At 62.8% G+C, this 11,748-nt stretch carries 13 protein-coding genes and 1 other RNA gene; 12 read left to right on the top strand and 2 right to left on the bottom strand.

The features are described from left to right. Window positions 1-99: 99 nt before the first annotated feature. Window positions 100-1,305, top strand: a complete 1,206-nt coding sequence (locus AC0L15_RS11090) for a multidrug effflux MFS transporter (RefSeq protein WP_287247383.1) — start codon at window positions 100-102, stop codon at window positions 1,303-1,305. A gap of 144 nt (window positions 1,306-1,449) precedes the next feature. Here AC0L15_RS11090 and ssrA read toward each other — a convergent pair. Continuing rightward, window positions 1,450-1,806: a transfer-messenger RNA gene (gene ssrA / locus AC0L15_RS11095) on the bottom strand. Window positions 1,807-1,977: 171 nt separating this feature from the next. Between ssrA and AC0L15_RS11100 the strand changes: the two genes are divergently transcribed. The 6 genes from AC0L15_RS11100 to AC0L15_RS11125 all read left to right on the top strand — a co-directional run bounded on the left by AC0L15_RS11100 (window position 1,978) and on the right by AC0L15_RS11125 (window position 6,536). Continuing rightward, window positions 1,978-2,289 carry a DUF2853 family protein gene (locus tag AC0L15_RS11100; RefSeq protein WP_287071461.1) on the top strand — a complete coding sequence of 104 codons (312 nt, stop codon included), beginning with the start codon at window positions 1,978-1,980 and terminating at the stop codon, window positions 2,287-2,289. 198 nt (window positions 2,290-2,487) lie between these two features. Next, window positions 2,488-3,282, top strand: a complete 795-nt coding sequence (locus tag AC0L15_RS11105; protein WP_128246442.1) for a thymidylate synthase — start codon at window positions 2,488-2,490, stop codon at window positions 3,280-3,282. A gap of 203 nt (window positions 3,283-3,485) precedes the next feature. After that, window positions 3,486-4,280, top strand: a complete 795-nt coding sequence (modA, locus tag AC0L15_RS11110) for a molybdate ABC transporter substrate-binding protein (protein ID WP_287247382.1) — start codon at window positions 3,486-3,488, stop codon at window positions 4,278-4,280. 13 nt (window positions 4,281-4,293) lie between these two features. Continuing rightward, window positions 4,294-4,998, top strand: coding sequence for a molybdate ABC transporter permease subunit (gene modB / locus AC0L15_RS11115; RefSeq protein ID WP_027153742.1), 705 nt, complete (start codon window positions 4,294-4,296; stop codon window positions 4,996-4,998). Continuing rightward, on the top strand, window positions 4,995-6,107 hold the full coding sequence (gene modC / locus AC0L15_RS11120) for a molybdenum ABC transporter ATP-binding protein (RefSeq protein WP_287237274.1): 1,113 nt from the start codon (window positions 4,995-4,997) through the stop codon (window positions 6,105-6,107). The genes modB and modC overlap by 4 nt, the downstream gene beginning before the upstream one ends. 87 nt (window positions 6,108-6,194) lie before the next feature. Continuing rightward, window positions 6,195-6,536 (top strand): winged helix-turn-helix domain-containing protein, encoded by a 342-nt coding sequence (locus AC0L15_RS11125; RefSeq protein WP_023798788.1) that lies wholly within the window; start codon window positions 6,195-6,197, stop codon window positions 6,534-6,536. Between the two features lie 27 nt (window positions 6,537-6,563). Here AC0L15_RS11125 and cobF read toward each other — a convergent pair whose 3' ends face one another. Next, entirely contained in the window at window positions 6,564-7,337 is a 774-nt protein-coding gene (cobF, locus tag AC0L15_RS11130) for a precorrin-6A synthase (deacetylating) (RefSeq protein ID WP_287247380.1), read from the bottom strand. Between the two features lie 347 nt (window positions 7,338-7,684). Here cobF and AC0L15_RS11135 point away from each other — a divergent pair, with 347 nt between their 5' ends. The 5 genes from AC0L15_RS11135 to AC0L15_RS11155 all read left to right on the top strand — a co-directional run bounded on the left by AC0L15_RS11135 (window position 7,685) and on the right by AC0L15_RS11155 (window position 11,736). Further along, window positions 7,685-8,692 carry a DUF4424 domain-containing protein gene (locus AC0L15_RS11135; RefSeq protein ID WP_287183662.1) on the top strand — a complete coding sequence of 336 codons (1,008 nt, stop codon included), beginning with the start codon at window positions 7,685-7,687 and terminating at the stop codon, window positions 8,690-8,692. Further along, window positions 8,692-9,210, top strand: coding sequence for a dihydrofolate reductase (locus AC0L15_RS11140; RefSeq protein WP_287247378.1), 519 nt, complete (start codon window positions 8,692-8,694; stop codon window positions 9,208-9,210). Before AC0L15_RS11135 ends, AC0L15_RS11140 begins: the two co-directional genes overlap by 1 nt. Window positions 9,211-9,352: 142 nt before the next feature. After that, entirely contained in the window at window positions 9,353-10,462 is a 1,110-nt protein-coding gene (gene hflK / locus AC0L15_RS11145) for an FtsH protease activity modulator HflK (protein WP_473496336.1), read from the top strand. Further along, the gene (hflC, locus tag AC0L15_RS11150) at window positions 10,462-11,439 is read left to right on the top strand and encodes a protease modulator HflC (protein WP_287247376.1); all 978 of its coding nucleotides are present in this window, start codon (window positions 10,462-10,464) and stop codon (window positions 11,437-11,439) included. The genes hflK and hflC overlap by 1 nt, the downstream gene beginning before the upstream one ends. An 84-nt stretch (window positions 11,440-11,523) precedes the next feature. Then, on the top strand, window positions 11,524-11,736 hold the full coding sequence (locus AC0L15_RS11155; RefSeq protein WP_287247375.1) for a DUF2065 domain-containing protein: 213 nt from the start codon (window positions 11,524-11,526) through the stop codon (window positions 11,734-11,736). Window positions 11,737-11,748 lie beyond the last annotated feature (12 nt).

Genomic DNA, 11,748 nt, shown 5'->3' on the forward strand with positions numbered 1-11,748 from the left:
CTTAGATTTAGAGGAATTCCCCCTGCAGGAATTCCACGGGATGGGATGTCCCAGGATTACACGCCGGTCGGCAAACCAGATTGAAAGAAGCCCGCTATCATGAATCCCCAATTCCTCCGCATCGCGGTTGTGCTCGGCCTGTTGTCGGCCATCGGTCCGTTCGCCATCGACATGTATCTTCCGGCGCTGCCTTCGATCGGCGCAGATCTGCAGGCCAGCACCGCTGCCGTGCAGATGAGCTTGCTGATCTTCTTTCTGTCCATGGGTTTTGGCCAGATCGTTGTCGGACCGATCTCCGACATGGTCGGGCGCAAGCTGCCGCTCTATGGCGGCCTCGCCCTGTTCATGGTCGGCGGCATCGGCTCGGCGCTGGCGCCCTCGGTCGAATGGCTGATCGCCTTCCGTTTCCTGCAAGGGCTCGGCGCCAGTGCGGGCATGGCGGTGCCGCGCGCCATCGTGCGTGACCTGCACACCGGCACCGAAGCTGCCAAGCTGATGTCGCTCCTGATGCTGGTGTTTTCGGTGTCGCCGATCCTGGCGCCGCTGACCGGCAGCGTCATTATCGAGAATTTCGGCTGGCGTGCCGTGTTCTGGACGGTGACCGGTGGGGCGGTGCTCGCCACCATCCTGCTGGCGACCTCGCTGAAGGAGACGCGGCCGGTCGAGGCGCGTGCAGGCAGCTCGTTCGGCACCGCGCTGTCGGCCTACCGCTTCCTGATGGGCGACCGCAACTTCCTTGGCCTGGCGGCCATCGGCGGCTTCGGGCTGGCGAGCTTCTTCGTCTATCTGTCGAGTTCCTCCTTCATCCTGATAGAACACTACGGGCTGTCGCCGTCGGTCTACAGCGTGTTCTTCTCGATCAACGCGGTCGCCTTCATCGGCATGTCGCAATTGACGGGAACGCTGTCCGAAAGGTTCGGGCTGAGGCCGGTGGTGCGGGTCGCGGTGGCCGGCTATGCGACGACGATGGTCGTGCTGTTCGCGGTGGTGGCGTCCGGCGTCGACCGGCTCGACGTCATGGCGGCGCTGCTGTTCGTCGGCTACGGATTTCTCGGCCTGGTGATCCCTGCGACTTCGGTGCTGGCCATGGAGGAGCATGGCGCGATCGCCGGCACCGCCTCGGCGCTGATGGGCACCCTGCACTTCGCCATCGGCGCGGTCGCCATGGGCATCGCCGGGGTGTTCTTCGACGGCACGCCGCTGCCTATGGTGGCCGGCATCATGCTTTGCGCGGTGATCTCGTTCACGCTGGCCAAGGTGACGCTCGGCCGCGGACGGCAGGTTGTCGAAGCGCCGGCAGAATAGATGCTTTCCAGTGAGAGCAATGAGAAAGGCCGAGTCAGTCCCGGCCTTTTTCACGTCTGGGCGGGGCGGCGCGGCCAGCAAGCCTGCTGCCGTCACAGGATCGAGGGGAGATGGGGATCGGAGGGGAAGAATCGAAGCGGGAGAAGTGGAGGTTTCTGTTGCCAGGTACCTCCGGACCCCGCCTAGAAGTGCGAACCACTAGGGCTTGATTTGAAGCTGTCGCACCGCTTACGCGGCGAGACGTGCTTCCGCATAGTTGTCGTTGGCAACTATAAGTTCAGCCCGATAACGGTGGTACAATGCCGGGCAAAAGTACGATCTTTACACCTTCGTCGATCCTATTTCGCCCCCAGCAAAAGCCGCTCTTCGCAGAGCGGTTTTTGGTGGAGGCGCCGGGTACCGCCCCCGGGTCCGAACGGCTTATTTCATCGCCTGTTTATCGCCATAGTCGGTCGAGCCGACGAAACAGATATAGGGACCGATCGTGGAAAATGAAAGGCCTCAATGATGCTTTGTCCGCTGTGTCAAACAGCATCGCCAAAGGCTTGACTTGTCAACGCTCTCAACCGAAGCTTCGCGGCGGTGAGGAGTTACCGACTAGCGCACATTTTGCGGCAGCGCGCCACAACCCTCATCGAGTGGATCCCGTGGCGCCGACGAGGGGAAAATTCGATGGCCGATTATCTCGCAGACGTGAAGAAGTACGATGCCGCGGCGGATGCCGATGCGGTCGCCAAGGTCGTTAAGCATTTGGGCATTGCGCTCAGGAATCGGGATTCCTCGCTGGTCTCCTGCACGGATCCCGACGAACTCGGTCGCGTCAAGGCCAGCTGGGTTGCCAAAAAGCTCGGCGTCGACGACGGCAGCAAGGCGGACGCCGCCATCGAAAAGACCTGCAAGGCGATGGAGGCCGACAACACCAAGAGCCGCGTGACCTTTTATTACCTGGTCGCCAAGGAGCTGGGCAAGCTCGCCAGCCTCTGAGGATCGCATGTCAATTTGCGGATGCTGACGCGGGCAGCTCTTTCTCCCCGTCACTATACGGGGAGAAATGCCCGGCAGGGCAATGAGGGCGGCGCAAACGGCCGGTAAGAGAAAGCGACTATGGTGCCGTTTTGACATATTCGGCCGGCAGCCAGTCGGTTATGATTGCCTAACCCGAATCGAGCCCCCGAATCGCCGATGCGCCAATATCTCGACCTGTTGAAGCACGTGCTGGAAAACGGCGCCGATCGCGGTGACCGCACCGGTACCGGAACGCGCTCGGTGTTCGGCTACCAGATGCGCTTCGACCTCGCGCGCGGCTTTCCCGTCACCACCACCAAGAAGCTTCACCTGAAGTCGATCGTGCATGAACTTCTGTGGTTCCTGGCCGGTGACACCAACATCAAATATCTCAACGACCACGGTGTCTCGATCTGGGACGAATGGGCCGACGAGAATGGCGACCTCGGCCCGGTCTACGGCAAGCAATGGCGCTCCTGGCCGGACGGCCATGGCGGCGCGATCGACCAGATTGCCAATCTCTTGAAGGAGATACGCAAGAATCCTAATTCCCGACGGCTGATCGTTTCGGCGTGGAACCCGGCCGAAGTGGAAGCCATGGCGCTGCCACCCTGTCATTGCCTGTTCCAGTTCTATGTCTCGGAAGGCAGGCTCTCCTGCCAGCTCTACCAGCGTTCCGCCGATATCTTTCTCGGCGTTCCGTTCAACATCGCTTCCTATGCGCTGCTCACCTTGATGGTGGCGCAGGTGACGGGGCTGAAGCCCGGCGATTTCGTCCATACGCTGGGCGATGCGCATCTTTATGCAAACCATTTCGAGCAGGCGCGGGAACAGTTGCGGCGCACGCCCAAGGCGCTGCCGACGCTATGGATCAATCCGGAGGTGAAGGACCTTTTTGCCTTCCGCTTCGAAGATTTCCGGCTGGAAAACTACCTCGCCGATGCGACGATCAAGGCGCCGATCGCGGTGTGAGCCGCATCATCGAGCTTTTTGCTTTGTCTCAAATTGCTCGCCGGTGCCGTGTCGTCCGCCCGCGAGCGGTGGCGGTGCCATGCAATGCCGTCGGCGGGCCATTGGGCCAAAGTCTGGCAAAAAACCTTCCCTTGTTATATTCAGGCGGATATATCGACTGGCAGGGTCGCGCCGATCGGATTTCAAGTCCCAGGGAGAGTTTCATGCTGGTGCGCAAGGGTTTTGGATTGAAGGTGGCCGCCATTGGCGGTCTTGCGATATTGATCGCCGCCATGCCGGTTGCCCATGCCGATGACAGGCTGATCGTCTTTGCCGCCGCAAGCATGAAGAACGCACTGGATGCAGTGAACACCGCCTGCGCCGCCGATGTCGGCGAGGCGGCGACAATTTCCTATGCGGCAAGCTCCGCATTGGCCAAGCAGATCGAGGGCGGCGCGCCGGCCGATGTCTTCATCTCGGCCGACCTCGACTGGATGAACTATCTTTCCGACAAGAAGCTGACCAAGCCGGATACCGAAGTGAAGTTGCTCGGCAACCAGATCGTGCTGGTGGCGCCGAAGAATTCGACGGTCGAAACCAGGATCGAAAAGGGTTTTGATCTTGCCGGGCTGATCGGTGACGGCAGGCTTGCCATGGGCGATTTCAAGGCGGTGCCGGCCGGCAAATATGGCAAGGCGGCACTTGAATCGCTCGGCGTCTGGTCCTCGATCGAAGGCAAGTTGGCACAGGCTGAGAATGTGCGCGCAGCGCTCAAGCTGGTCTCATTAGGCGAAGCAGCGCTCGGCATCGTCTACGCCACCGACGCGCATGCCGAGCCCGGCGTCAAGGTGATCGGCACCTTCCCGCAGGATTCGCACCCGCCGATCGTCTACCCGGTTGCCCAGATCGCGGATTCGAAGGACAAGCATGCGTCGGCATTCCTAAAGTGCCTGCAATCCGCCAAGGCAGGCGACCTCTTCAAGGCGCAAGGTTTTACGGTCCTCACGCCGAGCAACTGAGGCACGCCAAAGGATGGATTGGTTGCTGGACCTCACTCCCGACGAATGGAACGCGGTCCGGCTGTCGATCAAGGTGGCGACAGTGGCGATGGTCGCCAGCCTGCCGCCCGGCATATTGATCGCGCTTGTGCTTGCCCGTGGCCAATTCTGGGGCAAGACGCTGCTCAACGGGCTGGTGCATCTGCCGTTGATCCTGCCGCCGGTGGTTATCGGCTATCTGCTGCTGCTCTCCTTCGGCAGGCGCGGCCCGGTCGGGGCGTTTCTGGCCGAGCATTTCGGCATTGTCTTCTCCTTTCGCTGGACAGGTGCCGCATTGGCCTGCGCTGTCATGGGCTTTCCCCTGATGGTGCGGGCCATCCGGCTGTCGATCGAGGCGGTCGACCGCAGAATTGAGGCGGCGGCCGGGACACTTGGCGCCAATCCGTTGTGGGTATTCGGGACGATCACGCTGCCGCTGATCCTGCCCGGCCTGATTACCGGCGCGATCCTGTCTTTCGCCAAGGCGATGGGCGAATTCGGCGCAACGATCACTTTCGTTTCCAACATCCCCAACCAGACGCAGACGCTGCCGTCGGCGATCTACACGTTCACGCAGGTGCCGGGCGGCGATGCCGGCGCGCTCAGGCTGACGCTGATCTCGATCGTCATCTCGATGGCAGCACTTGTCGCATCGGAGGTGCTGGCGCGGCGCGTCGGCCGGCGGATGGATATCGAATGACCGTTGTGGTCGACATCAGCCATCGGCTTGGCGACTTCGAGGTCGACGCCCGCTTCGAGAGCGCCGGGCGGCTGACCGCACTGTTCGGGCCCTCGGGCTCCGGCAAGACGACGCTGATCAACATGATTGCCGGCCTGATCCGGCCGGACAAGGGGCGGATCGAGGCCGACGGCCGCGTGCTGGTCGATACGGATGCGGGTCGGTTCGTGCCGAAGCACAAGCGCCGCATCGGCATGGTGTTCCAGGACGCGCGGCTGTTTCCGCATATGAGCGTGGCCAGCAATCTGCGCTACGGCCGCTGGTTCACGCCGACGGCCGAACGCTATGCGGACATCAAAGCGGTGGTCGACCTTCTCGGCATCGGTGCTTTGCTCGACCGGCGGCCGGCAAAGCTTTCCGGCGGCGAGAAACAGCGCGTGGCGATCGGCCGGGCGCTGCTCGCCAGCCCGAAACTGTTGCTGATGGACGAGCCGCTGGCTTCGCTTGACGAGGCCCGCAAGGCAGAAATCCTGCCTTACATCGAGCGGCTGCGCGACGAGACGAAAATCCCGATCGTCTATGTCAGCCATTCGGTCTCAGAGGTCGCGCGGCTGGCAAGCGACGTCGTTGTGCTGGCGCAAGGCAAAGTCGCTGCTTGCGGCCCGACCGGGGCGATCATGCAGCGGCTCGACCTGTTGCCGGCGGAGGAGCGCGGCGAGGGCGGCGCGGTGCTGGATACCGCGGTGCTGCGCCACGACAATGTCTTTGGCATGACCGTGCTCGGCTCGGTGGCGGGCGAGATCCGCGTGCCGCTTCTGGCCGTGCCGGTCGGTGCGCCGATGCGCGTTCGCATCCGTGCCCGCGATGTGATGATCGCCACCGAACAGCCGACGGGTCTCAGCGCGCTCAACATCCTGCAGGGCACGATCGTGACGATGGCGCCGGGCGAGGGTCCCGCAGTCGAGATCGGCATCGACTGCCATGGCGCAACCGTGCTTGCCCGGATCACCGAGCAATCGCGACAGACGCTGAAACTCCGGCTTGGTCGAGAGGTCTACGCCGTGGTCAAGACGGTGAGCTTCGACCCGGCGAATATGAGCGCCGGCCTGCCAGTCGAGGCGGATGGATGACCCGCGGATGATCGTCGCTATATCATTTTAGAATAGCGGTAGCGCCGGAGAGCTTCTAGGATGGATGGCGGGACTGCGGAGGAGAGAATGCCGTCGCTGAGCTTGCGGATAAACCTCGATCCAGAAGGGCGCATCGGGCCGGGCAAGATCGAGCTTCTGGAGCAGATCGCCGCCTTCGGCTCGATCTCGGCGGCGGCGCGCGGCATGGAAATGTCCTACAAACACGCCTGGGATCTGGTCGAGGACATGAACCGGGTGTTCGGCAAGCCGCTGGTCGCGGCGCAGACCGGTGGCAAAAAGGGCGGCGGCGCCCAGTTGACTCCGGCGGGGCTTGCGGTGGTCAGCCGCTTTCGCGCCATCGAACGGGCAGCGGCTTCCGCGGCGGCGGCGCATCTGGAAGCTTTACAGGCGGAGATCGATGCCGGGTGAGGTCGGTGGAACCTGTATTGGCGGAGCCTACTCCTCCGGCTCGCCGGGCTTGCGCAGCAGATAAGTGTCCATGATCCAGCCTTTTTTCCGGCGCGCCTCGTCGCGGGTCCTGACGATCTCGTCGCCGACGTCGCCAAGGCGGCCGGAAATGAGGATCTCGTCGGGCGTGCCGAGATAAGCGCCCCAGTGGATAAGGAGGTCGTTGTCGTCCAGCGTGTTGAAGGCGCACTTGCCGTCCAGCATGACGACGGTGCTGCCGGCATTGTCGGGCAAGCCTTCCTCGGTGAGCCGGCGGCCGGTGGTGATCTGAACCGCATCGCCGATGCGGTTCAGCGCCATCCTATGGCTTGCGGCGAGCGCCTGGACGGCAGTGATGCCGGGGATCACTTCGAGCTCGAACGCGACATTGCCTCTCATGCGCACCCGCTCCAGGATGCGTAGCGCGCTGTCGTAGAGCGAGGGATCGCCCCAGATCAGGAACGCACCGCAGCCATCTTGCGAAAGCTCGTCGCGGATCAGGCTTTCATAGATCGCGGCGATCGCCTCGTGCCAGTCATCGACGGTCGAGCGATAGGAGGGCGCTGGCTCGGCCCGCACCGGCACGTCGAATTCGACCCGGCGCGAGTTTGGATTGGTGACGAATCGGTCGCAGATCTGGCGGCGCAGTTCTGCGAGATCGTTCTTCCTGGCGCCCTTGTCGGGGATGAACAGCACGTCGGCGCGGTTCAGGCCGTCGACCGCCTGCACGGTCATGTGGTCGGGATTGCCGGCGCCGATGCCGATGACGAGAAGCTTGCGCATGGGCGATCTCCTGCCCGATCGGAACGTCGCTGTCCAGACTGGCCCGGCGGGTGGGCATGGCATTTGCGCAAGCGCGGAAGGGCTTTGAAACCCAACATTGAAACGGCTAGAGCGACGTGCGTCCACTTGGACGCACAAAGTACGCTCTAGCACCTTGAATCGTCGCATCGTGCTTTCCGAAAATCGATTCCGATTTTCGGGCCGATGCGATAGAGCGACGTGCGTCCACCTGGACGCACAAAGTACGATCTAGCACCTTGAATCGTCGCATCGTGCTTTCCGAAATCGATTCCGATTTTCGGGCCGATGCGATAGAGTCATAGCGGCATCTCGCCCAGGGAGCTTCCATGTTCCGTTATGTTCTGACCGCCGCGCTGGCGCTTTCGGCCACGCCCGTGTTCGCCAATGATTCGATCGCCGAATTGGGGACGGGCGGCCTGATCCTGTCGCGCAGCGACGCGGTCGCCATGGAAAGCGAGGACCTCTACATCTCGCCGGAAAAGGTGACGGTCGACTATGTCTTCCGCAACAACACCGACAAGGATGTCGATGCGATCGTCGCCTTTCCGATGCCTGACATCGAAGGCGATCCGAACGAAATGCCGGCAATTCCCGACGGCCAGAGCGATAATTTCCTCGGCTTCGAGGTGACCATAGACGGCGTGGCGGCAAAGCCGCAGCTCGAGCAGAAGGCATTTGCGCTCGGCATCGACATCAGTGCCGATCTCAAGTCGCAGAACGTGCCGTTCTACCCGTTCGGCGATGCGGCCAGGGCGGCATTGGCGAAGCTGCCGCAAGCGGTTGCCGACGACTGGGTCGACCGCGGCCTCATCATCGAGGATACCGCCGACGACGGTTCGGGCATGAAAACCGTCTATGTGCCGTTCTGGCAATTGCGCTCGACCTATTGGTGGCGCTCGACCTTTCCAGCCAACAAGGCAGTCCGCGTCGCCCATCGCTACAAGCCCAGCGTCGGCGGCACCTCCTCGGTCAGCTTCTTCTATGACGGCCAGTTCCAGGGCCAATACGCCGCCTACAAGACCCGTTACTGCATGGACGGCACGTTCGAGAATGCGATTCGCAAGGCGGCGAAGGGCACTCCCGACGGCACGCCGAGATATTTCGAAAACCGCATCGCCTATGTCCTGACCACTGGCGGCAACTGGGCGACTGGCTCGATCGGCAAGTTCAAGCTGACCGTCGACAAGGGCGATCCGAAGAACCTGGTCTCGTTCTGTGGCGAAAACGTCAGGAAAGTCGGGCCGACGCGTTTCGAGATGACGGCAGAGAATTTCTACCCTGAGCACGACATCGACATAATGCTGCTGGTACCTTCGGGCGGGAGCGGCGGCTGATGGACGTCGCGATCTATGTCGCCATCGCCGAAAACGGTGTGATCGGGCGCGATGGCGGTTTGCCGTGGCGGCTTTCCAGCGATCTCAAGCGGTTCAAGGCCGACACGATGGGCAAACCTGTCATCATGGGTCGCAAGACCTATGAAGGCATCGGCCGGCCTCTGCCGGGCAGGCTCAATATCGTGGTGACCCGCGACAAGGCCTGGCGCGCCGAGGGCGTCGAAACCGTGCATTCGCTCGACGAGGCGATCCGCCTGGCGAAGGTGCGCGGGCGCTGCATGGCCGGCGCCGACGAAATCTGCGTCATCGGCGGCGGCGAGATCTATGCCCAGGCGCTGCCGCTGGCCGACCGCTTGCATGTCACCCATGTCCTTGCCGCAGTCGACGGCGACGCGCATTTCCCGCCGATCGACCTGGATTTGTGGCGCATCGGCCGCTCGCAGGACGTTCCGGCCGGTGAAAAGGATAGTCATGCGACACGCTATTCGGTTTACGAGCGACGCCGCGACGTGCATTGAGAGACGGTAAAGGGTCGCGACGGTCCAAAACGGACGGTGACGACGACCGATCGCGTTGAAAGCGCGCCGTCGCATCCCTATAGAAGAACAACACCGGATTTTGCGTCGTCAGGCCGGCGCATGAGGGAGCGAAAGGACATTTATGCCCTGGAATGACAAAAGCGGCGGAGGCGGCGGCCCATGGGGCGGCGGCAACAATCCAGGACCCTGGGGGCAGGGACCAAAGGGACCTAGCGGTCCGCAGGGCTCGCCTCCCGATCTCGAAGACATCATCCGGCGCGGCCAGGACAGGTTGCGGCGTGCTTTGCCGGGTGGCACTGGCGCCAGCCCAGCCGTGTTCGGATTGATCGCGGCAGCGCTTATAGCGCTGTGGGCGTTCAAGGCGGTCTATACCGTGCAGCCCGACGAGGTTGCGGTCGAACTCAGATTCGGCGTGCCAAAGGCAGAGTTCTCCCAGCCCGGCCTGCATTTCCATTGGTGGCCCATCGAGACGGTCGAGACGGCCGTGATTGCCGAACAACTCGTCAACATCGGCGGCGGCACGGCCTCCGGCAACGGTTCAGGGCTGATGCTTTCGGGCGACCAGAACATCGTCAACGTCCAGTTCTCGGTGGCCTATCAGGTCTCCGATCCGAGGGCCTATCTGTTCGACGTGTCCGATCCCGACGGCATGCTGCGCCAGGTCGCCGAAAGCGCCATGCGTGAAGCAGTCGGCCGGCGGCCGGCGCAGGACATCTTCCGCGATGATCGCGAGGGCATTGCAGCGTCCGTGCGCGAAATCATCCAGACGACGCTGGACGGCTACAAGGCCGGCCTGAACGTCAACGCGATTTCGATCGAGGATGCCGCACCGCCGCGCGAAGTGGCCGACGCCTTCGACGAGGTGCAGCGCGCCGAACAGGACGAGGACAAGTTCGTCGAGCAGGCCAACCAGTATTCCAACCAGAAGCTCGGCCAGGCGCGCGGCGAGGCCGCACAGATCCGCGAGGAGGCGGCCGGCTACAAGAACCGGGTCGTGCAGGAGGCCGAAGGCGAGGCGCAGCGCTTCATCTCGGTCTATGACGAATACGCCAAGGCGCCGGATGTGACGCGCCAGCGGCTTTATCTGGAAACGATGGAGAGGGTTCTGAAGGATTCCAGCAAGGTCATTATCGAGCAAGGCAGCGGACCAGGGGTCGTTCCCTATCTGCCGCTGCCTTCTTTCCACCAGACGGCGCCGGCGCCGGCGCCGGTGCTGGGAGGAAACCAGTGATGGCCAACCGTCTTCCCATCATCGCCGTCATCGCCGCGGTCGTCCTGTTCCTGCTCTATTCGTCGGTCTTCGTTGTCAATGCGCGCCAGCAGGCACTGGTGCTCAGGTTCGGCGAGATCGTCGACGTCAAGAGCCAGCCGGGCATCTATTTCAAGGCGCCGTTCGCCTTCTTCGATGCCGACAGCGTGCAGTTGATCGAAAACAGGGTGCTGCGCTTCGACCTCGACAACATCCGCGTCCAGGTTTCGGGCGGCAAGTTTTATGAGGTCGACGCCTTCATCGCCTATCGGATCTCGGATCCGCGCGTGTTTCGCTCCGCGGTTTCCGGCCAGATCGAGCTGGCCGAGGCACGCTTGAGGACGCGTCTCGACGCCGCCTTGCGCCGTGTCTACGGTCTGCGCGACTTCGAGGCGGCGCTCTCGGAAGAGCGAGCCGTGATGATGCGCGAAGTGCGCGATCAGCTGAGGCCCGACGCCACGTCGCTCGGCCTGCAGATCGAGGATGTCCGCATTCGCCGGACCGATTTGACGGCGGAAGTCTCGCAACAGACATATGACCGCATGAAGGCTGAGCGTCTGGCCGAAGCCGAGCGGCTGCGGGCGCGCGGCAACGAGGCGGCGCAGCGCATCAGGGCGCGCGCCGACCGCGAAGTGGTGGAGATCGTCGCCGAGGCACGGAGAGAGTCTGAAATCCTGCGCGGTGAAGGTGAAGCTCAACGCAGCGCCACCTTCGCGAACGCCTACCAGCGCGATCCAGCCTTCTTCGACTTTTACCGGTCGATGAATGCCTACGGCACGGCGCTGAACAGTACCGGGACGACGATGGTGCTGTCGCCGAATTCGGACTTCTTCCGTTTCTTCCGCAATCCCGCCGGCGCGGACATGCCGGCAGCGACGGCTGCACCGGCAGCGCCTGGGCCAGCAGCTGTGCCCCGTGCACCCGCTGCACCGACAGCGCAGCCAGGCACCGGCCAGTAACGGCCGGTGCAGGACTTTCTGGCGGCAATAGGCCTGGTTCTCGCGCATGACCCCGAAAATCGGAATCGATTTTCGGAAAGGATCATGCGCCAAATCAAAGTGCTACAGCGTCCTTTGCGCGTCCAAAAAGACGCGCGGCGCTGTAGTGTCGAGGGCCTGGTCTATGGCGGCTTTCCCGGTCTCGCCAAGAAACTTGCCGGCGAAGTTCTGTCGATGCCGGAAAATACGCTGCGGGTCGCCGGGCTGATTGCAATCGCCGTTGGTGTCGGCCCGGTCTGGCTGGTGCGTGGTGGATGACGATGATTTCGG

This window comes from Mesorhizobium sp. WSM4846 (assembly GCF_055811415.1).

What these genes read in the sequence shown, in the direction of transcription:
- modA (WP_287247382.1), top strand. Translation starts at nt 3,486, where the DNA reads ATGCTGGTGCGCAAGGGTTTTGGATTGAAGGTGGCCGCCATTGGCGGT.
- AC0L15_RS11105 (WP_128246442.1), top strand. Translation starts at nt 2,488, where the DNA reads ATGCGCCAATATCTCGACCTGTTGAAGCACGTGCTGGAAAACGGCGCC.
- hflK (WP_473496336.1), top strand. Translation starts at nt 9,353, where the DNA reads ATGCCCTGGAATGACAAAAGCGGCGGAGGCGGCGGCCCATGGGGCGGC.
- AC0L15_RS11155 (WP_287247375.1), top strand. Translation starts at nt 11,524, where the DNA reads ATGCGCCAAATCAAAGTGCTACAGCGTCCTTTGCGCGTCCAAAAAGAC.
- hflC (WP_287247376.1), top strand. Translation starts at nt 10,462, where the DNA reads ATGGCCAACCGTCTTCCCATCATCGCCGTCATCGCCGCGGTCGTCCTG.
- AC0L15_RS11140 (WP_287247378.1), top strand. Translation starts at nt 8,692, where the DNA reads ATGGACGTCGCGATCTATGTCGCCATCGCCGAAAACGGTGTGATCGGG.
- cobF (WP_287247380.1), bottom strand. Translation starts at nt 7,337, where the DNA reads ATGCGCAAGCTTCTCGTCATCGGCATCGGCGCCGGCAATCCCGACCAC.
- modB (WP_027153742.1), top strand. Translation starts at nt 4,294, where the DNA reads ATGGATTGGTTGCTGGACCTCACTCCCGACGAATGGAACGCGGTCCGG.
- AC0L15_RS11100 (WP_287071461.1), top strand. Translation starts at nt 1,978, where the DNA reads ATGGCCGATTATCTCGCAGACGTGAAGAAGTACGATGCCGCGGCGGAT.
- AC0L15_RS11135 (WP_287183662.1), top strand. Translation starts at nt 7,685, where the DNA reads ATGTTCCGTTATGTTCTGACCGCCGCGCTGGCGCTTTCGGCCACGCCC.
- AC0L15_RS11125 (WP_023798788.1), top strand. Translation starts at nt 6,195, where the DNA reads ATGCCGTCGCTGAGCTTGCGGATAAACCTCGATCCAGAAGGGCGCATC.
- modC (WP_287237274.1), top strand. Translation starts at nt 4,995, where the DNA reads ATGACCGTTGTGGTCGACATCAGCCATCGGCTTGGCGACTTCGAGGTC.
- AC0L15_RS11090 (WP_287247383.1), top strand. Translation starts at nt 100, where the DNA reads ATGAATCCCCAATTCCTCCGCATCGCGGTTGTGCTCGGCCTGTTGTCG.